21 protein-coding genes and 1 tRNA gene are annotated in these 20,050 nt (G+C 62.8%); 8 read left to right on the top strand and 14 right to left on the bottom strand.

Translation table 11 applies throughout. The annotated features are described in order from the left end of the window. Positions 1 to 87 precede the first annotated feature (87 nt). Positions 88 to 1,641 (top strand): amino acid permease, encoded by a 1,554-nt coding sequence (locus J2Y68_RS09215; RefSeq protein WP_309992435.1) that lies wholly within the window; start codon positions 88 to 90, stop codon positions 1,639 to 1,641. Between the two features lie 111 nt (positions 1,642 to 1,752). On the opposite strand, the gene J2Y68_RS09210 is transcribed toward J2Y68_RS09215, so the two are convergent. From J2Y68_RS09210 to J2Y68_RS09195, 4 genes are all read right to left on the bottom strand, one after another. After that, positions 1,753 to 2,388 (bottom strand): DUF2461 domain-containing protein, encoded by a 636-nt coding sequence (locus tag J2Y68_RS09210; protein ID WP_309992432.1) that lies wholly within the window; start codon positions 2,386 to 2,388, stop codon positions 1,753 to 1,755. A 131-nt stretch (positions 2,389 to 2,519) separates the two neighbouring features. Then, positions 2,520 to 4,001, bottom strand: coding sequence for a catalase (locus J2Y68_RS09205; RefSeq protein WP_211712031.1), 1,482 nt, complete (start codon positions 3,999 to 4,001; stop codon positions 2,520 to 2,522). Between the two features lie 14 nt (positions 4,002 to 4,015). Further along, positions 4,016 to 4,495 carry a Fur family transcriptional regulator gene (locus J2Y68_RS09200; protein WP_211712032.1) on the bottom strand — a complete coding sequence of 160 codons (480 nt, stop codon included), beginning with the start codon at positions 4,493 to 4,495 and terminating at the stop codon, positions 4,016 to 4,018. A 30-nt stretch (positions 4,496 to 4,525) separates the two neighbouring features. Continuing rightward, positions 4,526 to 5,296: a hypothetical protein gene (locus J2Y68_RS09195; protein WP_309992428.1), complete on the bottom strand. Its 771-nt coding sequence runs from the start codon at positions 5,294 to 5,296 to the stop codon at positions 4,526 to 4,528. An 86-nt stretch (positions 5,297 to 5,382) separates the two neighbouring features. Here J2Y68_RS09195 and J2Y68_RS09190 point away from each other — a divergent pair, with 86 nt between their 5' ends. Next, positions 5,383 to 6,654 (top strand): MFS transporter, encoded by a 1,272-nt coding sequence (locus J2Y68_RS09190; protein ID WP_309992425.1) that lies wholly within the window; start codon positions 5,383 to 5,385, stop codon positions 6,652 to 6,654. A gap of 104 nt (positions 6,655 to 6,758) precedes the next feature. Continuing rightward, on the top strand, positions 6,759 to 7,628 hold the full coding sequence (gene htpX, locus J2Y68_RS09185) for a zinc metalloprotease HtpX (RefSeq protein WP_309992422.1): 870 nt from the start codon (positions 6,759 to 6,761) through the stop codon (positions 7,626 to 7,628). 124 nt (positions 7,629 to 7,752) lie between these two features. Here htpX and efeB read toward each other — a convergent pair whose 3' ends face one another. The 4 genes from efeB to J2Y68_RS09165 all read right to left on the bottom strand — a co-directional run bounded on the left by efeB (position 7,753) and on the right by J2Y68_RS09165 (position 12,064). After that, a complete protein-coding gene (gene efeB / locus J2Y68_RS09180) occupies positions 7,753 to 9,090 on the bottom strand; it encodes an iron uptake transporter deferrochelatase/peroxidase subunit (RefSeq protein ID WP_309992626.1) in 1,338 nt (445 codons plus the stop codon). 95 nt (positions 9,091 to 9,185) lie between these two features. Further along, positions 9,186 to 10,373, bottom strand: coding sequence for an iron uptake system protein EfeO (gene efeO / locus J2Y68_RS09175; RefSeq protein WP_309992420.1), 1,188 nt, complete (start codon positions 10,371 to 10,373; stop codon positions 9,186 to 9,188). Between the two features lie 43 nt (positions 10,374 to 10,416). Further along, positions 10,417 to 11,271: an iron uptake transporter permease EfeU gene (gene efeU / locus J2Y68_RS09170; RefSeq protein WP_309992417.1), complete on the bottom strand. Its 855-nt coding sequence runs from the start codon at positions 11,269 to 11,271 to the stop codon at positions 10,417 to 10,419. A 301-nt stretch (positions 11,272 to 11,572) separates the two neighbouring features. Further along, positions 11,573 to 12,064 carry a YajQ family cyclic di-GMP-binding protein gene (locus J2Y68_RS09165; protein WP_017200185.1) on the bottom strand — a complete coding sequence of 164 codons (492 nt, stop codon included), beginning with the start codon at positions 12,062 to 12,064 and terminating at the stop codon, positions 11,573 to 11,575. A gap of 182 nt (positions 12,065 to 12,246) precedes the next feature. Here J2Y68_RS09165 and J2Y68_RS09160 point away from each other — a divergent pair, with 182 nt between their 5' ends. Further along, positions 12,247 to 12,513: a hypothetical protein gene (locus J2Y68_RS09160; RefSeq protein WP_309992414.1), complete on the top strand. Its 267-nt coding sequence runs from the start codon at positions 12,247 to 12,249 to the stop codon at positions 12,511 to 12,513. A 128-nt stretch (positions 12,514 to 12,641) separates the two neighbouring features. After that, positions 12,642 to 12,723 (top strand) — tRNA-Tyr (locus tag J2Y68_RS09155). 208 nt (positions 12,724 to 12,931) lie between these two features. Here J2Y68_RS09155 and J2Y68_RS09150 read toward each other — a convergent pair. Then, positions 12,932 to 13,690, bottom strand: a complete 759-nt coding sequence (locus tag J2Y68_RS09150) for a potassium channel family protein (protein WP_309992411.1) — start codon at positions 13,688 to 13,690, stop codon at positions 12,932 to 12,934. A gap of 39 nt (positions 13,691 to 13,729) precedes the next feature. Continuing rightward, the gene (locus J2Y68_RS09145; RefSeq protein ID WP_309992409.1) at positions 13,730 to 13,951 is read right to left on the bottom strand and encodes a hypothetical protein; all 222 of its coding nucleotides are present in this window, start codon (positions 13,949 to 13,951) and stop codon (positions 13,730 to 13,732) included. Positions 13,952 to 14,129: 178 nt separating this feature from the next. Between J2Y68_RS09145 and J2Y68_RS09140 the strand changes: the two genes are divergently transcribed. Then, on the top strand, positions 14,130 to 14,675 hold the full coding sequence (locus J2Y68_RS09140; RefSeq protein WP_309992407.1) for an acyl-CoA thioesterase: 546 nt from the start codon (positions 14,130 to 14,132) through the stop codon (positions 14,673 to 14,675). Here the strand turns inward: J2Y68_RS09140 and J2Y68_RS09135 are convergent. From J2Y68_RS09135 to J2Y68_RS09125, 3 genes are read right to left on the bottom strand one after another with little or no spacing between them, the layout of a single operon-like run. Continuing rightward, the gene (locus J2Y68_RS09135) at positions 14,672 to 15,472 is read right to left on the bottom strand and encodes an ABC transporter permease subunit (protein ID WP_309992404.1); all 801 of its coding nucleotides are present in this window, start codon (positions 15,470 to 15,472) and stop codon (positions 14,672 to 14,674) included. The two genes, J2Y68_RS09140 and J2Y68_RS09135, sit on opposite strands and share 4 nt — an antisense overlap. Further along, positions 15,465 to 16,457, bottom strand: a complete 993-nt coding sequence (locus tag J2Y68_RS09130; RefSeq protein WP_309992401.1) for an ABC transporter ATP-binding protein — start codon at positions 16,455 to 16,457, stop codon at positions 15,465 to 15,467. The genes J2Y68_RS09135 and J2Y68_RS09130 overlap by 8 nt, the downstream gene beginning before the upstream one ends. Then, entirely contained in the window at positions 16,454 to 17,131 is a 678-nt protein-coding gene (locus J2Y68_RS09125) for a TetR/AcrR family transcriptional regulator (protein WP_309992398.1), read from the bottom strand. Before J2Y68_RS09125 ends, J2Y68_RS09130 begins: the two co-directional genes overlap by 4 nt. A gap of 142 nt (positions 17,132 to 17,273) precedes the next feature. On the opposite strand from J2Y68_RS09125, the gene J2Y68_RS09120 reads away from it, so the two are divergent. Both J2Y68_RS09120 and J2Y68_RS09115 read left to right on the top strand, forming a co-directional pair. Beyond that, a complete protein-coding gene (locus J2Y68_RS09120; RefSeq protein ID WP_309992394.1) occupies positions 17,274 to 19,145 on the top strand; it encodes a GDSL-type esterase/lipase family protein in 1,872 nt (623 codons plus the stop codon). Positions 19,146 to 19,235: 90 nt separating this feature from the next. Continuing rightward, entirely contained in the window at positions 19,236 to 19,613 is a 378-nt protein-coding gene (locus J2Y68_RS09115; RefSeq protein ID WP_309992391.1) for a thioredoxin family protein, read from the top strand. Between the two features lie 95 nt (positions 19,614 to 19,708). On the opposite strand, the gene J2Y68_RS09110 is transcribed toward J2Y68_RS09115, so the two are convergent. Next, a complete protein-coding gene (locus J2Y68_RS09110; RefSeq protein WP_211712056.1) occupies positions 19,709 to 19,987 on the bottom strand; it encodes a putative quinol monooxygenase in 279 nt (92 codons plus the stop codon). Between the last annotated feature and the right edge of the window lie 63 nt (positions 19,988 to 20,050).

The raw sequence follows: 20,050 nt of genomic DNA, 5'->3' as shown, positions 1-20,050 counted from the left end.
ACTATCTGGGATAAATATGGTCGTCCATTGGCCGGACACTATCCTTGATGAGTCCTATACCACTCCCATCCAGAATGTGGCATTTTTATGAACATTTTCAGGACCAAGTCGATCGAGCAGTCGATCGCTGATGCCGACGAACCCGGGCGCAAGCTGAAACGCAGCCTCAGCACCTGGGACCTCATGATCATGGGCGTCGCCGTTGCCGTCGGTGCCGGCATCTTCTCCGTTGGTGCCAAGGCCGCCGCAAACTTTGCAGGACCGGCCGTCACCATCTCCTTTGCCATCGCCGCCGTGACTTGTGCGCTGGCCATCATGTGCTACGCAGAATTCGCTACGGCCATCCCCGTGGCAGGTTCAGCGTATGTGTTCACCTACGCCACCATGGGCGAGGTCCTCGCGTGGATCATCGGGTGGAACCTTATCCTCGAGTTGTTTACGGCCGCTGCGGTTATCGCGAAGTACTGGGGTATTTACCTCAGCACTGTCTTTGGCTTGATGGGCGTGGACATGCCGCCGTCAGTCAGCGTTGGCGGAGTTGACCTTTACTGGGGCGCCTTCCTGATTGTCGCGATCTTCACCGTGCTGCTGGTACTGGGGACAAAGTTGTCCGCACGCGTCGGCAACGTCTTCACGCTGATCAAGATCGCAGTGGTGCTCTTCGTGATCGTTGTGGGCTTCAGCTATGTGAAGTTCTCCAACTACACGCCTTTCGTCCCGGCCTCGCAGCCCACTGATTCGGGCGCTGCCGATGTCATGAAGCAGTCCTTCTTCGGCTTCCTGACCGGCGCCGCTCCGGCCCAGTACGGAACGCTGGGCGTCTTCGCCGGCGCAGCCCTGGTGTTCTTTGCCTTCATCGGCTTCGACGTGGTGGCAACCTCCGCCGAAGAGGTCAAGAACCCGCAGAAGACCCTGCCGCGCGGCATCTTCGGTGGCCTGGCCGTAGTTACCTTGCTCTACATTCTGGTCTCCCTGGCGTTGACCGGCATGGTGTCATACACGCAATTGGCCGAGGTGAAGAACCCCACTTTGACCACGGCCTTCGAGGCCGTGGGAAACACGGATGCTGCCAAGGTCATCGCGTTCGGCTCCCTGGTTGGCCTGACCACCGTGATCATGGTGCTGCTCATGGGCCTGTCCCGTGTGGTCCTTGCCATGAGCCGCGACGGACTTCTGCCGCGCTCACTGTCCAAGACCAGCGAAAAGCGCTCCACACCGGCCCGCCTGCAGATCATCTGCGGCGCAGCGGTGGCCATTGTGGCGGGCGTAACCAAGGTGGACCTGCTCGAGGAAATGATCAACATCGGAACGCTCTCTGCGTTTGTGATGGTGAGCCTGGGCATCCTGGTGCTGCGCAAGAAGCGTCCGGACCTCAAACCCGCTTTCCGTGTCCCGTTCGGCAAGGTACTGCCGTGGGTCTCCGCAATCCTCTGCCTTTACCTGATGACCAACCTGGCTGTGGAAACCTGGATCTTCTTCGCGATCTGGCTGGTCATCGGCATGGTCATCTACTTCTCCTACGGCCAGCGCCACTCAAGGCTCAACGAGAAGTTCGCCTCTGCTAAGTCTGCGGTCAACGGTGCCGCCGGAAGCAACCAGTCCAAGGGCGACGAGGACGAAGACACCTACACCAAGGTCTGACAGACCTCGACCGGCCGTCGCAGAGGCTGCCTGTCAGACAGCTATGACGAATCAGCCACAAAAGCGTCCGGAAGCCAGCGGTTTCCGGGCGCTTTTTGCTTGCCCGCCACCCTACGGCGCGGCATGCTCACCCACCCATTCAACCAGCGGCCTCAACACCTCCCAACGGGCAGCGATCCGGTCCTTCGCTGCAGGCGTGGACAACCAGGCAGGCTCGCCCACCTCAACACCGGCGGACAGGGACTTGTGCTTGAGGAGCTCGGCCCGCGGGTGGTCCTTGTCGAAGCCGCGGGGTACTGTCTTCAGCTTTTCGCCTTCGATGGCAAAGCCTGAAGCCGCCACATCATCAATAATGCTCTGAAGCTCTTCACCGCTTGCGGGAGCATCAACTGCCGCACGGAAACGGGCCAACTGGGCCGGGGTATGGGAGTGGTATCCACCGCCAATCAACAGTCCGTCGGCGCTGATCTGGACGTAGTACCCCACGCCTTCCTGGGTAGCGGCAAAGGCACCCTGCGCCGTTTTGTACGGTGACTTGTCCTGGGAGAACCGGACGTCCCTGTTGGGCCGGAAGATCTTGGCCGGGCCGAACTGCGGCTCCAGCTCCGAAAGCAGGGCTGTCAGCGGTTCCTTCACCTCGGCGTCGTACGTTGTTTTGTGCTCCAGCCACCACTCCCGGTTGTTGTTGTCTTCAAGCTCTGCGTAGAAACGGAATGCGGCAGTAGGGATGCCTTCGAATGTGCTCATAGAAGGATCCTAGGGATGGCAGCACCGGCCCAGCCAGAGCCCAAAGCGGGCTATGTGGAAAAACAAAAAGAACACCCCGCTGCGGAGATCCGCAGCGGGGTGTTCCTGGAAATGCAGTGAGGCAATGACGCTTAGAGCTTGTTGGCTGCTTCGGCGTCGGACTCGGTCTGGCCTGCACCGAGGTTGGCGCGCAGCTTGGCGCCGAGCTCGGAGTCAACGTTGGTCCAGTACTGGATAGCGCGTTCCTTGATGTCGGCGTTCTTCACGCCGCCAACGGCACCGGTGATGGTGTCCAGGAGGCGGGCCTTGGCGGCGTCGTCGTAGACCTCGCGGTACAGGGTACCGGCCTGGCCGAAGTCGTCGTCCTCAGCGTGCAGGGTGTGGGCGGAGAGGGTGAGCTCGCCGTCGTTCTCCCAGCCGCCGGCCGGTGAAGTGGGCTCAACAGCAGCCGGGCCGCCTACCGAGTTCGGTGCGTACACCGGGGTGGAGGGGGAGTTGAACAGGTAGCGTCCCTGTCCGTCCTGGCTGTAGTTGTTCACAGCGTTCTTCGGCTGGTTCACGGGGATCTGTGCGTGGTTGGTGCCCACGCGGTAACGGTGTGCATCGGCGTAGGAGAAGATGCGGGCCTGCAGCATCTTGTCCGGGGACGCGGCGATGCCCGGCACGAAGTTCGACGGCGCGAAGGTGGCCTGTTCGATCTGCGCGAAGTAGTTCTCCGGGTTCTTGTTCAGCTCCATGGTGCCCACGTGGATCAGCGGGTAGTCAGAGTGCGGCCACACCTTGGTGAGGTCGAACGGGTTGAACCGGTAGGTCTTGGCGTCTTCGTACGGCATGACCTGGACGTGCAGTTCCCAGGAGGGGAAGTTGCCGGCGTCGATGTTTTCCTTGAGGTCGCGGATGTAGAAGTCCGCGTCCGAACCGGCAAGTTCTTCAGCCTGGTCGCCGGTGATGGTCTTGACGCCCTGGTTGGACTTGAAGTGGTACTTGACCCAGAAACGCTCGCCCGCAGCGTTAATCCACTGGTACGTGTGCGAGCCGTAGCCCTGCATTTCACGCCAGGAAGCCGGGAGGCCGCGGTCGCCCATGAGCCAGGTGACCTGGTGCGCGGACTCGGGGGACAGCGTCCAGAAGTCCCACTGCATGTCGGCGTCGCGCAGGTGGCTGCCCGGGAGGCGCTTCTGGGAGTGGATGAAGTCCGGGAACTTGATGCCGTCGCGGATGAAGAAGACGGGGGTGTTGTTGCCCACGAGGTCGTAGTTGCCCTCGGAGGTGTAGAACTTCACGGCGAAACCGCGGGGGTCGCGCCACGTGTCGGGGGAGCCGTTTTCGCCTGCGACGGAGGAGAAACGGATCAGCATGTCGGTCTCGGCACCCGGCTGCAGGAATGCTGCCTTGGTGTAAGCGGAGACATCCGAAGTGGTCTTGAACGTACCGAAAGCGCCGCCACCCTTGGCATGCACAACACGCTCCGGGACCCGCTCGCGGTTGAACTGTGCGAGCTTTTCCACCAGGTAGTGGTCGGTCAGGATGATGGCACCGTCGGCGCCGACGGACTTCGAGTGCGCGTCGGACGTAACGGGCGCACCTGACTGGGTTGTTGAAATAGCAGTCATTGTTCTCCTTTTTCCTATGTGTGAGTAACGGAAGTTTCAACGGGAAGCTGTTGTTTGGACTGGCAGTCCTGGCAGATGCCCTGGTACAGGACGTCTGCGATCTGGATGGTCATGGGCTTGGAGTTCTCATCCCAGTGCGGTGTGAGGCACGGAGCGTGTCCCACTGCGCAATCCACGTCTTCCACCTTGCCGCAGCTGATACAGACGGCGTGATGGTGGTTGTCACCCACCCGGGTTTCGTAGAGCGCCGGGGAATGCGGTGGTTCGAATCGTCGCAGCATCTGCAAATCCGTGAGGTCGCTGAGCACCACGTAAACCGACTGCGCCGTCAATTCCGGTAGCTCTGCGCGGGCGGCGGCCAGGATTCCCTCCGCAGGGGAGTGCGGATGGTGCTGGACGGCGGCGAGCACTGCCAGACGCTGCTTGGTCACACGCCTGCCGTGGGCATGCAGGGCTGCTGCCCATTCTGCTTGCTCGGCTGTGTGATCGGTCATGCATTCAGTAAAACACTTATTATGAGGAGTTCACAATAAGGCAAGGCTAACTTCGGGTGAACAAAGCAAAGCCTCCAAGGGATTCCCCTCCTCGGCGGCCGATCGTCCCAGCACATGGACCCGTACCGGGACCCCGTTTCCCGTCGATTCCAGCGCTATGCAGCTGAATCCACTGAGTCCTCCAGCCACGGGCAGCGCGCCCAGCGCAGCGCCCATGGCCAAGAGTTCCGCTGGAGAGACGTCGCCGATCGATTCCACGGCCCTGATCGGTTGGATCACTGCATGGTTGCGTCCGGAGTCCGTCGATTCAACCAGCCCGCCCGGTTGCAGGACGGGCTCGACGGCGGTACTCGCCCCCTCCGGGAATGTCGCCGCGGCTGGCGGTCGGGCGCGCACCAGCACCTCCCTGATCGCATCATCGGTCGCTTCCAAACGTTCCAGGGGTTCCCCAATGCGCCGGTGCGCCGGCAACAACAGTTGGTGTCCCGGCGTCGAGGTTTCACCCGGTCCACGCCCGAAGAGGTGGAAGGTGGGTGTGGAGGACTCGGCGACGGGTTCGCCGATCGCAGCACCGAGCGGGTGCCAACGGTAGGTAAACATGATGGGGCAACGGGCAACGCCCAGGACATCGCGGAGTGCTGTGCGGATCAGGTTGTGGCAGAACAGCCAGTCGGTCGCCGAGGGGTGGGCGAACTCTGTGGAAGGGTCGGACAACCTGAGTAGCACATGGCCGGCGGTGAGGGGATGGCGCGGCCGGGCTATCTCCCAGAAGGCCGAACGGTACAGCAATCGTCGCGACATGACGTGTCAACTCCCTCCCCGGGGTGAGCCTACCAAGCAGGATGGCGGGTGCGGGAGGCAGCCGTCATGCTGGTTAGGGTTGGACGGTGGCGAAATTACTGGCAGACATCACTCCGTTGAAGGAGAGTCCCGCTTTCCGACGACTCTGGCTGGGAGCCTCGGTGGCCGCCATTGGTACCCAACTGACGTTGGTGGCCGTCAGCCTGGAGGTTTACAGGCTGACCCAGGAAAGTTTTTACGTGGGCCTCCTGGGAATCTTCGCACTGGTTCCCTTGGTCATTGCAGGGCTCTACGGAGGCTCTGTCTCGGATGCCTACGATCGCCGCAAAGTGGCCATCATCGCTTCACTGGTCCTCTGGGCAACCACGGCGGGACTGGCGTTGCAGGCCTGGTTGGAGATTGGCAACATCTGGATCCTCTATGCCCTGGTGGCGATCCAAAGCGGAGCACAGGGCATCAACGGTCCGGCCCGCAGCGCCATCATCCCGCTCCTTGTCAGGAAGGACCTGCTCCCTGCAGCCAACGCCCTGAGCATGCTGACCTTTGGCTTGTCCATGACGGCCGGACCACTGCTGGCCGGTGTCCTCGTGGCGACCATCGGGTTTGGTTGGACCTACACCATTGATGTCATCAGCTTCACCTTTGCCCTGTGGGGACTCTTTCGGCTTCCGCCGCTGCCGCCGTCCAAAGACGCGGTGCGGCCGGGGCTGCGTTCAGTGGTGGAAGGCTTCCGCTTCCTGGGAACCCGGCCCAACGTCCGCATGACCTTTATCATCGACCTCATCGCCATGATCTGTGCTCAACCCAGGGCGCTCATGCCAGCCATTGGCGCCGTCATGATCGGCGGAGGCGAAACAACAGTGGGCGTCTTGCTGGCGTCCACGGCCGTGGGGGCTTTCCTGGCCGGGCTTTTCTCCGGGCCCCTTGGCCGGGTTAGGAAACAGGGAAGCGCCGTGGTGTGGTCAGTGGTTGGTTGGGGAGCCTCAATTGCCGGATTCGGACTGGTGGTGCTGCTTGCCGGGGATTCGGGCCGCGGAGGCGTCACGCCCTGGTTGCTGCCAGCGGCCCTGTGTTGCGCGCTCGCAGGAATCTCCGACTCCATCAGTGCGGTCTTCCGCACCACCATTCTTCAGTCCGCAACCCCCGACCATCTCCGGGGACGGCTTCAGGGCGTGTTCATCGTGGTGGTTGCGGGCGGCCCGCGGGTCGGCGACATGCTGGCCGGTGGGGTCACCCAGTTCCTCAGCGAAGGCGGTGTGCTGTTGCTCGGCGGGCTCCTGTGCATTGTCCTGGCGTGGCTGGCCTCGCGCATCCAGCCCGGCTTCGTCGCCTACGACGCCAAGCACCCCGTCCCTTAGCTCCGGCAGTGGCAACGCCGACGTAGGCTGGTAACGGAACCCGAGGACCGGCGTCGGCGTTAATCCGTACAGAACCCCTGCAAGAGCGGAAGAAAGCGACAACCGTGCATAAACACAACAATGGACTCAAGACTGCAGCGCTCTTTGGTGTGCTGTGGGCAGTGTTGTTGGGGTTGGGCGCCATCATCGCAGCCGGGACGCGCAGCACCACGCCCATCTGGATCATGGCCTTGATCGGCGTGGGCACAACAGCTTACGGATACTGGAACAGCGACAAGATCGCCATCCGTTCCATGGCCGCCTACCCGGTCACCGAAGCGCAGGCGCCGCAGCTTTACCAGATTGTTCGTGAGCTGTCCGTGCGCGCCAACAAGCCCATGCCGCGGATCTACCTTTCGCCCACCATGACACCCAACGCTTTTGCCACGGGCCGCAATCCCAAGAATGCCGCTGTCTGCTGCACCGAGGGAATCCTGCATTTGCTTGATGCCCGTGAACTTAGGGGCGTGTTGGGGCATGAACTGATGCACGTGTACAACCGCGACATCCTCACCTCGTCCGTCGCTGCGGCGGTGGCCGGTGTCATTACGTCCGTGGGTCAGATGCTGTTGATCTTCGGCGGCGGCGATCGGCGAAACGCCAACCCGTTGGCCACCATTGCCATGGCCCTGCTGGCACCGTTCGCGGCCTCATTGATCCAGATGGCTATCTCCCGGACGCGCGAGTACGACGCCGATGAGGACGGAGCCCAGCTGACCGGCGACCCGCTGGCACTCGCCTCGGCCCTGCGGAAGATCGAGTCCGGCGTGAGTCAACTACCGCTGCCCCAGGACCAGAAGCTGGTCAATGCCTCGCACCTGATGATCGCCAACCCGTTCCGGGGTGGTGGCATGCGGCGGATGTTCTCCACGCATCCTCCGATGAAGGAACGGATCAGCAGGCTGGAGCAGATGGCCGGGCGGCCGCTCTCCTAGCCAGCGCCTGCTCGGCTGCGGGGTCTCGGCTGCCGCGCCTCGGCTGATTCGTCGCCAACCCGCTGATTCGTTGCTGGCCAACAACGTAACAGCGGGATGGCAACGCTATTGAGGCAAGGAAGAGCTAAGCGAAAAGCCCCTCGCCGATGAAACCGCCCGCTTCCACACCCGGAGGCACCGCGAAGAGACCGGAACCGGTGTGCTTCAAATACTCCACGGACAGGGTGTCACCCTTGGCCAGTGCCAGTTGCATGGGGACGTAGTGCGTCCGGGGGTCCTTGACGAAAGCTATGAAGAACAGCCCGGCGTCCAGGTGCCCCAGGCCGTCCGAACCGTCGGTGAAGTTGTAGCCGCGGCGCAGCATCCTCACACCGTCGTTCTGGTCCGGGTGGGCGAGCCGCATGTGGGAGTCGAGAGGGATGAGCGGAGCGCCCTCCCTGCCGGCCAAGGCAAAGTCGGGAGCGGTGAATTCATCGCCGCCGGACAGGGGAGCGCCCGCACCCTTGGTCCGCCCGATCAGCCCTTCCTGTTCCCGGAGCGAGGTCCGGTCCCAGGTTTCGATGTGCATTTGGATCCTGCGCGCTACCAGGTAACTGCCGCCGGCCATCCACTGCTCGGACGGGCGGGCTGTTGAGGAAACCCACACGTGCTCGTCCAGCAGGGCGTTGTCCTCAACCTTGAGGTTGTTGGTGCCGTCCTTGAAGCCAAAGAGGTTCCGCGCCGTCACCTGCGTCCGGGACGTGGATGACGTTCGGCCAAAGCCCAACTGCGACCAACGGACCCGGACCTTGCCGAAGCCGATCCGCGCCAAGTTCCGGATGGCGTGTACAGCGACCTGGGGGTCGTCGGCGCAGGCCTGGACAACAAGGTCGCCACCGGTTCGTCCGGGTAGAAGGTCGTCACCCGGGAAATGCGGGAGATCGATCAGTGCATCCGGCCGGCGCCCATCGAGCCCAAAACGGACCTTGCCGTCCTTTTCGAACAGCCCAGCGCCGAAACCGAACGTCAAGGTCAATTTCGCCGCCGGCAGGTCCAACGCTTCGCCGGTGTCTTCCGGTGGGGCGTCGTAGGGGCCATCGACGGCACCGGTCTTACCCGTCGGGACCCCCGTGGTCATGGCCTCAGCCGCGGCAGTCCAATCCTTCAACAGCCTGATGAGTTCCTTGCGGTCCTCTGTGGTGACGTCAAAGGCGGCCATGTGCAAACGGTCCTGTGCTGGCGTCGTGATGCCGGCCTGGTGCTGGCCAAAAAAAGGAATAACTGAAGCGCCGGGATCAGGCGTAGCAGCCGACGCCGAAGCCGCAGTCACCACGTCGTGGCCAAGGAACCCGGCCGCCAGGCCCGCCACAGCACCGGCGCCGCCGACTCCGGCGAGCGAAAGTAAACCGCGTCGGGAAAAGCGCGACGTGCCGGTCGAAGCGGCAGCCGCACTGTCGCCGTCGGCCGCTTCCTGGGAGGTCACGACGGCGGTCGGCTCACCGGAACGCTCGACGGCGGTTGGCTCACCAGAGCGGTCCGCGTCGGCGGGATCGCTGGTGTGCCCAAAGGGGCAGCCGCTCACAACACGACGGCTGAAGTGAGCTTGGACAGGGGCTCACCCAGCGAATCGACCAAAGCTGCGAGCTGCTGGACCTGCTCCGGGGTCAGCTCGTTGTAGTAAGCGAAGCCGTCGCCCTTGGCGTGCTTCTTGAGCTCAGCCTGGAGGGCGTCGAACTTGCCTGCCAGGGACGTGGCGAGCTCGGCATCCTTCTGTTCAAGGGCCGGCTTCAGGCTCTCAAAGGCGATACGGGCCCCGTCAACGTTGGCCTGGAAGTCCCACAGGTCAGTGTGCGACCAGATTTCTTCCTCGCCAGTGACCTTGCCCGTGGCCACCTCGTCCAGCAACTCCTTGGCTCCGTTGCCCAGCTTGTCCGCGGTGAGTTCCACGGTGCGGGTGCGCTTGGCGAGGTCCTCAGTGTCGGCTACGAGCTGAGTAGAGATGGCAGTGCGTTCCGCGGCGGTCATGGCCGTGTAGCCTGCCGGCGGGAAGAGGTCTTTCTCCGCCCGGTGCCAGCCTGTCCATTCCTGGCCAGGCTCAAGGTCCGCCTCGCGGGCATCCAACTTGGGGTCCAGATCGCCGAACGATTCAGCAACCGGTTCAATGCGCTCCCAGTGCATGCGGGTGGCAGCGTACAGGTCCCGTGCCTTGGCGGCGTCACCGGCAGCGAAAGCGTCTGCGAAAGCCTTGGTGCCCGTAACCAGTTGCTCGGTTTGGTCCTTGACGTACGCCGCGTACTGCTGGGTTCCCGTGTCCACGAGCTTCTGCAGATCGGCATCGACGCTGGGCTTGTTGCCGGACTCAGTGACCTCGAAGGACGCCCGGATTCCGTCACCCTGCATGCCCGGCTTGCATGCCGTGTTGTACTTCCCTGCAGGAGCAGTAACCACCAGGTTCCGGGAGATGCCCGGTCCAATGTTCTCCACTTCACCGATGATCCGCAGGCCATCTTCGGCAAGCAGATAGAACTCGGTGACTTCCGTGCCCTCATTCTTCACCGAAAAGGTCAGGTTGCCGCTGGGCGCTGTGGCCGCGGAAACCTTGCACTCGTTGGCGGTACTGGAGACCTGGATGGGGCCGTCGCTGGCGCTCGCAGGCTTGGTGTTGTCCGTGCAGCCCGTCAGTACCAAAGGCACGGCGGCCGCTGCCCCGATAACTGCCAGGGTCTTGCGGTACTTAGCGGATGCGGGCAGGAATGTGCCAAACATAGGTGTTTCCTTTGTTAAGGGGGAGTGGCGTCAGGGCGCAGGATCAGGGGTGGGCCGTGACGACGGGGGCGGAGGTCATTCCTACTGCCTGGGTTGCCGGTTTGCGGTTGGCCCGGATGTATAGGAACAAGACGGGAACAACGTAAAGAAGCCAGGCTGCGGCTTCGAGCCAGGTGGTGGCGGGGGAGAAGTTGAGGGTGCCTTTCAGCAAGGTGCCATACCAGGACGACGGCGGGATGGCAGCTGAGACGTCGAAGGCCAGGTTATGTAGGCCCGGGAGAATGCCGGCTTCCTGGAGATCATGGATTCCGTACGCCAGGACGCCACCTGCGATGACGATCAGGCCCACTCCGGTCCAGGTGAAGAACCGGCCAAGGTTTACTTTGAGGACGCCTCGGTGGAGCAGGTAGCCCAGCCCCGCCGCGGCCAGAAGGCCCAGCAGGGCGCCGAGCAGCGGGAACGTGGTTTCTCCGGTGGCTTGCGCTGCGGCCCAAATAAAGAGCGCTGTCTCCAGCCCTTCCCGTCCCACAGCGAGTGCGGCCACGAGCACCAGGCCCCACGCGGCGCCGTCGGCTGCTTTGTCCACGTGGGAGCGAAGCTCGCTGCCCAGGCTGCGCGCTGTGCGTGCCATCCAAAAGACCATCCAGGTCACCAGGCCCACTGCCACTATGGACAGGCCACCGCCGATGGCTTCCTGGGCTTCGAACGTGAGGCCGCGCGGACCGAAGGTGAGGACTGCACCGAAGGCAAGGGAAACCGCGATGGCGAGTCCCACTCCGGCCCAGAGCCGGGGGATCAAGTGCCGCCGGTCGGTCTTGACGAGGTAGGCCATCAGGAGGACCACAACGAGTGATGCCTCAAGGCCTTCGCGCAGGCCGATCAGGAAGTTGGCGGTCATGTGGGTTTCTTTCACTAAGGGGAGCCATACTTAGGCCCGCCTAAGGAAGAAGAATACTGTGTTCCGAGGATTACGCAAACTATTCATGTCCTAATTTGCGGCTGAATTACGGTGATCGGTGGAGTTATGGGCAGCAAAAAGCCGGGATGTGGTGCCTTTGATTGGCCCCGCATCCCGGCTTTTGCTGAAAACAAAACGAGGACCGCAGGATCAAGGCTGATCGCTGCGGTCCTCGGAGATTCTGCGGACTTGGAGCGGACTACCGCGGCAAGCCCCCAGTAATCACGCGGCCAAATCCGTGCTAACTGCGGAAGTTCACGAACTGAAGGTCGGCCTCTTCGAACTTCTTCAGGATGTTCATGGTTTCCTGGAGGTCGTCGCGGGACTTGGAGGTCACGCGGAGCTCGTCGCCCTGAATCTGGGACTTGACGGACTTGGGGGCTTCATCGCGGATGATCTTGTTGATCTTCTTGGCGATGTCCTGGGCAATGCCTTCCTTGATGGTGCATTCCAGGCGGAATTCCTTGCCGGAGGGGAAGGGCTCGCCTTGGTCCAGGGACTTCAGGGAGATGCCGCGCTTGATGAGCTTGGACTGGAAGACATCCAGGACGGCAAGGACGCGGTCCTCGGAGTTGGCCTTCATGAGGATTTTCTCGCCGCTGAAGTCGATCTCCGCGCCAACGCCCTTGAAGTCGTATCGCTGCGCGATTTCCTTCTGGGACTGGTTGAGCGCGTTGGCGACCTCTTGCTTGTCTACCTTGCTGACGACGTCGAATGTGGATTCGCCTGCCATGACTCTCCTTAGGTTGGGGGCCCTGTGAGGGCGGATTGGTCTGGCATCCAGCCTAGTACGGAAGCCGGCACTTGGGACGGTGGAGGGCTTTCACAGTTCGCTCACAGCACACGCAAGGTGGGAACCGAGGTAGCCGGGCGAGAGTTGTACCAGTTGAAAGAACGTATCGTCGGAGGATCAGCATGAGCAGCAAGGCCGTCCAATCCATCAGCAAGTCCGCTTCGGCAGCAGCCGGTTCGATTGGCACAGCAGCCGTAGCAGCTGCAAGCGCCGTCGCTGCGGCGGCCGTGGCGGCCTCGATTGTCCTGAGCCCGGTGCCGGATGCTGCGGCCCGCATGGACGGAGTGCACGCGGATCTGCTGCGGGCTGTGCAGCTCAACCAGATCACCGCCGAGCAGGCCGAGAAGTTCGAAGCGAAACTGGCTGGCCGGATCCTTGGGGAGGCGTGAAATACCGCTCAATCCCGGGCGCCTCCCCCCGATTAGATTCTTCGCAGAAAGTTCTGTAAGGTTGTCTCTGCCTTCGGTTACCGGATCGAAAAGAAACGGTCTCCGGAAGTGATCTTCTTTTGAAGTTCGGCAGATTACCCGAGCGGCCAAAGGGGGCTGACTGTAAATCAGCTGGCAACGCCTACGGGGGTTCGAATCCCTCATCTGCCACCCAAAGAAAATCCCCGGAACCACTGGTTCCGGGGATTTTTTGTGCCCTGGTGGAATTTCACGATGTGAGCTGCCATTTTCGTCCGGGCCGCGGCAATGGATGGAGGACACCCAAATTTCCGTGTCATTGGTCCGGGGCGATGTCCGCAGTGAATGTGGGTGTCCCCGGCCAGCGCGAGCCGGGCCCGGGGTGGGGCGTCTGAGCCGCTCAGCGACTCTCGGAGATTTTCCGGAGCTCCGCTATCTCCAGCCGCAGGGCCGCGATTTCGCTCACCAGGTCCGCCATTTCAGCCCGGACTGGTTCTTCGGCCGCTGCCACCTTTTCTCCCGCTGCGGCGGCGACCCCCTCGGCGTTCTCCTCGATCCGCTGAACGAGCCAGGAAGCGATGGATGCCGTCACAATACCGAGCACCGCGATGCCGCTCATCATGAGGGCCGCAGCGACGATCCTGCCGATGGGGGTCACGGGGTACAGGTCTCCGTATCCAACGGTGGTGATGGTGGTGACGGCCCACCAGGCTGCGTCGCCGAAGTTCACAATCTTCGCGTCAGGGGCGTTCTGCTCGACATCCAGCACGGCAAGTGCGCCGATGAGGATGAGCATGGCGGCCGCTCCTGCAACATAGGTGGCCACCCTGCCCCGCAGCGTTTCGCCGACGGTGCGTTGGAGAACGGACAGGAGCGTGACCAGGCGCAGCAGGCGAAGGGGTCTGAAGAAGGGGAGCACCACGATCAGGAGTTCGTGCAGGTTCCACAGGAACCACCGCCCACGGTCTTCGGCGAGCCAGAGGTTGACGAAATAGTCAAGGGCGAAGATACCCCAGGTGATCCAGAGAACGATCTCGAAAGGCGCCGCAGCGGCGCCGTCCACCCTGCCAATCACCTGCCACGCGTAGGCAGTGAGAAAGATCAGTGCCGTGGCCATGAGGGGCCACTCCACGAGGTCCCGGTATCGCGCTTGAGTCATAGGGGAATACTAGCCACAGGGACCGCGGCCTGAGCCAGGTCAGGCGGCAGGCGTTTCCAGCCAGTAACCGTCGGGGTGGTGGATGAGCTGCCGGCCCAGTCCGCCTTTGAGTTGGATCCACAGCGTGCTGCGGTCATCGGTCATGCCGTCGATGGTTCCCTCGATGCGATTACCGCGGGCATCCTGAAGGACAACGTTCTGGTGACGGGATAGTTCCGGCCAGACCTGGCCCTGCGGCCTGGTGGTTTGCAACGTGCTCAAAGGGGTCCCCCTCGTAGGGTCGTTCATCAATACGGGTTTCAGATATTCTGCATGGCTTTGATGAACCAGCGGTAAACGTTAGTGCAAACGTTGGACATAAAGCAGGTCTTGCACTAGCCCTGCGTCCACTCTGCGGCGACGCCTTCCCCGCAAAGTTACTGATGGGTAACATGGGGTCATGCATCTGCTTCTTCGTACCCTCATGCTGCTGTTCACCTCATCCAAGCGCACGCCGTTGGGCGTGTGGGAGGAGTCGTCATTGCCCCTGAGGGTCCTGCCCACGGACATCGACATCGCCATGCACGTCAACAACGGCATGTACTTCTCACTGATGGACCTTGGACGTTTTGACCTCATGGTCCGCAGCGGCATCTGGAACAAGATGCGCAAAAAGGGGTGGAGCCCGGTGGCTGCGGGAGAAACCATTGCCTTCCGCAAGTCCCTGCAGCTCTGGCAGCGCTACACCATCGAAACCCGCATCATCGGCTTGGACACCAAGGCCATCTATTTCGAACAGCGCATGGTGGTGGACGGCGAAATCTACGCCCGCGCCCACATCGCCACCCGCTTGGTGTCCAAGGGCAAGCCGGTGACGCAGGACGAGATCATCGCTGAGTTCGGTGCGCCGCCGGCGGACCTTGAACTGCCGGAGTGGATCCATGAGTGGCGTGAGAACAACGCACTCCCGGGCGCACGTCGCCCTGCCCCGCACGTCTGGAGCTAAACACCAACGTCGCGCTGCTGCAAGGCCAAAGTCCCCAGCGCAATCAGCGCCGCCGATATGCACAGCAACCCTGTCACAGCGCCCCAGTCAGCCCCGTTGGTCACGGGTGAATTGCCGTACGCCCAGTGATACGGCGAAAGGTTCAGCAGCCACTCCACATCAGGGCTCTGCCGTCCTACCGCGTTGAATACGTAGCCGAGGACCGCAACAGCAGCACCCGCAGCTACTCCATATACCTTCCGTCCCGTGAGGGCTCCGGCACACAGTGCGGCCGTACCGCTCAGAAGGGCCAAGGCGGCGAACAGCAGCACGGCACCGAAAAGATGCCCGACGTCGATCTCAAGTTTTGCGGGTCCGTTCAGTACCAGCACCAGCACGAAGACCAACGTGGTGAGCAGTGCAATGCGGACCAGAATGGCCAACGCCCGCTCAAGGACCACCTGCACGCGGGTGACGCTGTGGGCGAGCGTGAGTTCCAAAAGCCCGGATTCCTCGTCGCCTCCCACCGCCGCCGCGCCCCAACCGATAGAGGCCATGGACATCAGCAGGAAGCCGATGAGTCCGAAAAGGGTGGCCTGGGTGTAGCCGGGGCCGGTTGCGATCTGATCGTAATTCAGGGCTTTGGTCATGCCTTGAGGCAGGGCATCAATCATTTGCTGCATCTGGGCGCTGCCTCCGATGGACGGATACAGCGGCAGATACAGCATGATCGCGCCCGTGAGCCCCAGCGCCCATGCCACGGTGGAGCGCCACGAATCAGTCAGTGCTTTGGTGAAGAGTGGCAGTGGCCTAGGCACGGTGGGCTCCTTCCGGTTGCTGGGTGGCTCTCTGGGTATTTCCTGTGCTGGGCGGAGCTTCGCCACCCGTGTAGAGCGTCAGGACGGCTTCTTCCAGGTCGGGTTCTTCCAAGACCAGTTCTGTCAGGTGCAGCCGCGCCAGTTCCTGGACCAAGGGCTGGATATGGCCGGACAAGGTGGCAGTGGCCTCCACTGTTCCGCTCGCGTGGCCGTCTGCGGGCAGTTCCCGCACGGCGACCTTGGCGACGCCCGGCACCCGGGCCAGCAGCGCGCCGACGTCGTGCGCTTTTGTTCCGATGCTGTTGAACCGCAGTTGCCTGACCGCCGCAGTCCGCAGGGCCTCCACAGTGGAAACGGTGACGATGTCGCCGTCGCGGAGGATGGCTACGGCGTCCGCGGCCTGTTGGACTTCGCTCAGGACATGCGAGCTGAGGAACACGGTTGCGCCGCCGTCCACGGCCTCGCGGACCATGGCATGGAAGACCTGCTGGACCAAGGGGTCAAGCCCGCTGGTGGGTTCGTCCAGGACCAAGAGCTCAGGCTTGTGCATGAAGGCCTGCAGGAGGCCCAGCTTTTGCTTGTTTCCCTTCGATAGCTTTCGGGTCTGCCGGTCCAGGTCCAACTGAAGGCGGTCCGCGAGATCGTTGACGTGGCGTTCATCCACCGGGCCGCTGATGGCAGCAAAATGCTCCAGCATGCGGCGGCCTGTGGTGCGGTTCTCCAAATGCAGTTCACCGGGCAGATAGCCGATCCTCCTGCGCAGTGCTGTGCCGCCCTGCCTCGGATCCTCTCCCAGGACGGAGATGGAACCGCCACTGGGCCGGATGATGTCCAGCAGGCAGCGCATGGTGGTGGTCTTTCCGGCGCCGTTCGGCCCGATCACCCCGAAGACAGTACCGGGTTCCACCGCAAAATCCAGCCCGTGCAGAACCTCGCGTTGACCGAACTTCTTGCGTAACCCCTTGACGACGATTGCCTGGGTCACGGGGCATGCTCCCTTCCGTTGTTGGTGTTGTTTCCTTCCAGGGCTTCGCGGGCTGCGTGCAGGAACCGCGCGTCCGAATAGAAGCCATGCGTATAGATCTCAAGAAGAGGCAGGGTGAGTTGCCGCAGGAGATCGGGGCCGATGCCGTTGGGCTCCGGGGCCGGATCTCCCAGGGTCCGCGAGAGGTGCCGGCCCAGCATGAGGATCGAGAGGCTGTTGGAGGCGATGACCACCGCGATGGAGCGGATGTCGTCGAATTTCCGGATCGTGCCTGCTTCGATGCCGGCGTGGATGATGTCCTGGCACTGGTTCACCACAGCGTCGAAGAAGGCATCTCCGGCGTCGGATTCATCGCCCAGGCTGCGCCGGATGTAGGCGATTTCCTCCGTGTACTGATCGGGGTTGTTCAAGTAGTCCTGGATAAGCCTGCCGGTGGAACCCGGGTCCGCTTTTTCCCGGCCCTGGGTGGCCGTCTGGGCCAGGACGTGCTGGTCGCATGCCTCACGAAGGCCTGCTTTGCTGCCGTAATGATGGATGACCAGGCCCGGACTGACGCCGGCGAGGGAGGCCACTGCCCGGACTGTGGCACGGGAGAATCCGTCGCGGCCGAAGAGACCGATGGCGGCGTCCCGGATGCGTGCCCTGGTGGTTAAATCGTCTGCGCTTGAACGCATGTTTCATACGCTAAACACTTGTTCAACGCGAATCAGGAGGCCGGGATATAACAATGTGGCACCAGTGGCTGGGTCATTCGTGGTGGGAGGGCCGGCGTCGAAGATACTTGCCTCAGTGTTGTGATGGGGGCAGTAGTTGGGAATGGGCGAGGTGGGTTTGAAAAAGACGACGGCGGGGCGGGCTCGGCGTTGGATTCCAGGTTTGGTGGCACTGCTGCTGGTGGTTTCCTTGGTGCCCGATGCGGCGCTTCCTGCCCAAGCCGCTGCTTCCCGGGCTTCGCTGACCGTCCCATCGGAGACCTCGACGCCTGCCCTCACAGGCGCCATCGGCAACCTTTACAACACCAGCGCGTGGGCACGCAGCGTGCTCCTCCGCCCCACCAATGCCGAGGAATGCTCCGGAAGCGGAAGCACCAGCGGCTGCGTGCAGCGGTTCGCGGGCGGCGACATCGCCTGGTCGGCCCGCACGGGAGCGAAGGTTGTGGTCAACGGACCCGTCCGCACGGCGTGGTGGGATGCGGGCGCCCCTTCCGGATTCCACGGCTATCCCACAACAGATACCATCAGCGGCCTGCGCAACGGCGGCTCCAAGCAAGCGTTTGAACGTGGTGTCATCACGTACTCACCGGCAACGGGCGCCCAGCGGACCAGCGGATCGATTCACCTGGCATGGGGACGCGCCGGATTCGAAGCCGGTTTCCTGGGCTACCCGGTGACCGGGGAAAGCACGGGTCTGCGCGACGGCGGTGCCTGGCAGGCTTTTGAGCGCGGGTTTGTGGTGTGGTCGCCGGCCACCGGGGCCCACCCTTCCATGGGAGCCATTCGTGCGCGCTGGCGGCAATCCGGAATGGAGGAAGGCGAACTGGGCTACCCCGCCACGGACGAAGCCCTGGGCCTGAAGAATGGTGGTTCGTCCCAGCAATACCAGCGCGGAACCATAGTGTGGTCCCCCTCCACCGGTGCGCGGGCTTTGACCGGGGCCATCCGAACCTACTGGTCGGCCACGGGCGGCCAGAACGGCGCGCTTGGGTATCCAGTGGGCGAGGAAGTGCGGCAAAACAACTTCGTCTACCAGCTCTTCCAAGGCGGCACGGTCTACTGGTCAGCGGCAACGGGGGCGCACTCGACCACCCACGGGGACGTCCACAACCGCTACAACTCGCTGGGCGGAGCGGCAGGCCAGATGGGACTGCCGCTGACGGACAAACTTCCGCGCGCGGGAGGACTCGTTCAGCAGTTCGCCAATGGCTGGCTGGTCTGGGGACCTTCCACCGGTACCCGGATCGTGGGCCACCCCACGTACAAGGTGTGGTCCATCAATCCAGGCGACTTCGGCTGGCCCGTGCGCGACACCTGGGCGGACAGCCGGGGAACCCATGTAGCTTTCCAGAAACTGGAAACAATCTGGAACGACACCACGGGGGAGCTCTACTCTGCCGAAGCGGTGGATGCTTCCACGGTGGTCTTCCTGGGTGACTCGCAGCTGGACCTGGATTCCTGGGGCGAGCAGGGTGCGCGGGCGGCCGGCTACCCGCGCCAAGTAGTCCGCAGCATCGGCGGGATCGGCTACGTTTCGGGAAGTCCCGCCGTCGGTGGTGGCTCCGCAACTGACGCCTTGGCACAGGACCGTATTCTCCTGCCGCAGGGAAATCCCGGCCTGGTGGTGGTAACCCTTGGCGGCAACGACGCCAGGATCGGTGCCACCGACGCGGCCATCCTGTCCCAGGCCAACAGGCTCTGGGATGAACTTCGCCGGAAATACCCGCGCAGCACCATCCTCATCAATGGGGTTCTCTCACGGTATGACGCCAGCCACGCCCAACGGCGCTGGGTGGACGGCCTCGTGACCCGCGAAGCGGCACTTCGGGGCTGGCCGCGCATCTCAATGTCCGGCACCGCAACCATCGCGGGGGCCGCCGGCGACTACCTTGATGGTGCCCACATGAACCAGACCGGCCACAACAAAGTGGCGCCACTCTACGCATCTGCGCTGAGGTACGTGCTGGGTAAGTAGGGGATTGAGGGCTTTATTCCCGGTGACGCGGGGAGCGAACAGGGGCCCGCTCCGCGGGACTTAGCAGCCAGGGTCGCGTACCGTGGAACCATGGCTACAGTTGACATCACTGGAGAACAGTTCGCATCGACCATCGAGGACAACGATATTGTCCTGGTGGATTTCTGGGCTGCCTGGTGCGGCCCATGCCGCCAGTTTGCTCCCACCTACGGAGCGGCATCGGAAAAGCACTCCGACGTAGTCTTCGCCAAAGTGGACACGGAGGCCGAGCAGCAGCTCGCTGCCGAAGCCGGAATCACCTCCATCCCCACGCTCATGGCCTTCCGCGAGAAGGTCCTAGTGTTCTCCCAGCCCGGCGCCCTCAACGGCCCCCAGCTTGAACAGGTCATTGAGGCTGTTAAAGGCCTGGACATGGAAGAAGTCCACGCCCACGTCGCCAAGGCCCGCGCCGAGGCTCAGGAAAGCTAAATCCCTCCGGTGAATTCGCCGGAAACGCATCGAGGTCGCCGGAAAATTCCGGCGACCTCGATGCTTTAAGGCGTTCTCGCAGCCCTGGCTATTTCTTAGAGCCGGTCGAGCTTGACGGGTTCAGCAAGCAAAGCGCTCAGGGACTCGTTGAGGTCCTGCACGGCGATGCCCTTGGAGTGCTTCTCGAGGAGTTCCTCGGATTCCCAGCGCTCCGTGAGGACCAGCTTTTCTTCGGTGGCTTCCGTCAGTTCGTAACGGATGCAGCCGGGTTCGTTGACGACCTCATCGATCGCGATTTCCAAAGCGAGCTTCACGCGGAAGAACTCGCCCTCGTTGGGGATAAACGTGGCCTGCAGGTCAATGGGTGCACTCATGCTTCCAACCCTACCGGCAGGACACGGCGGCGCTGGAGGTGGTTACGGTTCTGTTGCGCGCCG

The organism is Paenarthrobacter nitroguajacolicus (genome assembly GCF_031455195.1).
Classification (GTDB): Bacteria; Actinomycetota; Actinomycetes; order Actinomycetales; family Micrococcaceae; genus Arthrobacter; species Arthrobacter nitroguajacolicus_D.
The sequence above is the reverse complement of the archived record's forward strand: the minus strand, read 5'-3'. Positions and strand labels throughout refer to the sequence as shown.

Excerpts from the sequence above, each read along its gene's own strand:
- J2Y68_RS09115 (WP_309992391.1), top strand. The coding sequence starts at position 19,236 with ATGGCTACAGTTGACATCACTGGAGAACAGTTCGCATCGACCATCGAG.
- J2Y68_RS09110 (WP_211712056.1), bottom strand. The coding sequence starts at position 19,987 with ATGAGTGCACCCATTGACCTGCAGGCCACGTTTATCCCCAACGAGGGC.
- J2Y68_RS09165 (WP_017200185.1), bottom strand. The coding sequence starts at position 12,064 with ATGGCAGGCGAATCCACATTCGACGTCGTCAGCAAGGTAGACAAGCAA.
- J2Y68_RS09215 (WP_309992435.1), top strand. The coding sequence starts at position 88 with ATGAACATTTTCAGGACCAAGTCGATCGAGCAGTCGATCGCTGATGCC.
- J2Y68_RS09160 (WP_309992414.1), top strand. The coding sequence starts at position 12,247 with ATGAGCAGCAAGGCCGTCCAATCCATCAGCAAGTCCGCTTCGGCAGCA.
- J2Y68_RS09195 (WP_309992428.1), bottom strand. The coding sequence starts at position 5,296 with ATGTCGCGACGATTGCTGTACCGTTCGGCCTTCTGGGAGATAGCCCGG.
- J2Y68_RS09205 (WP_211712031.1), bottom strand. The coding sequence starts at position 4,001 with ATGACTGCTATTTCAACAACCCAGTCAGGTGCGCCCGTTACGTCCGAC.
- J2Y68_RS09200 (WP_211712032.1), bottom strand. The coding sequence starts at position 4,495 with ATGACCGATCACACAGCCGAGCAAGCAGAATGGGCAGCAGCCCTGCAT.
- J2Y68_RS09140 (WP_309992407.1), top strand. The coding sequence starts at position 14,130 with ATGCATCTGCTTCTTCGTACCCTCATGCTGCTGTTCACCTCATCCAAG.
- J2Y68_RS09150 (WP_309992411.1), bottom strand. The coding sequence starts at position 13,690 with ATGACTCAAGCGCGATACCGGGACCTCGTGGAGTGGCCCCTCATGGCC.
- J2Y68_RS09210 (WP_309992432.1), bottom strand. The coding sequence starts at position 2,388 with ATGAGCACATTCGAAGGCATCCCTACTGCCGCATTCCGTTTCTACGCA.
- efeO (WP_309992420.1), bottom strand. The coding sequence starts at position 10,373 with ATGTTTGGCACATTCCTGCCCGCATCCGCTAAGTACCGCAAGACCCTG.
- J2Y68_RS09120 (WP_309992394.1), top strand. The coding sequence starts at position 17,274 with ATGGGCGAGGTGGGTTTGAAAAAGACGACGGCGGGGCGGGCTCGGCGT.
- efeU (WP_309992417.1), bottom strand. The coding sequence starts at position 11,271 with ATGACCGCCAACTTCCTGATCGGCCTGCGCGAAGGCCTTGAGGCATCA.
- J2Y68_RS09125 (WP_309992398.1), bottom strand. The coding sequence starts at position 17,131 with ATGCGTTCAAGCGCAGACGATTTAACCACCAGGGCACGCATCCGGGAC.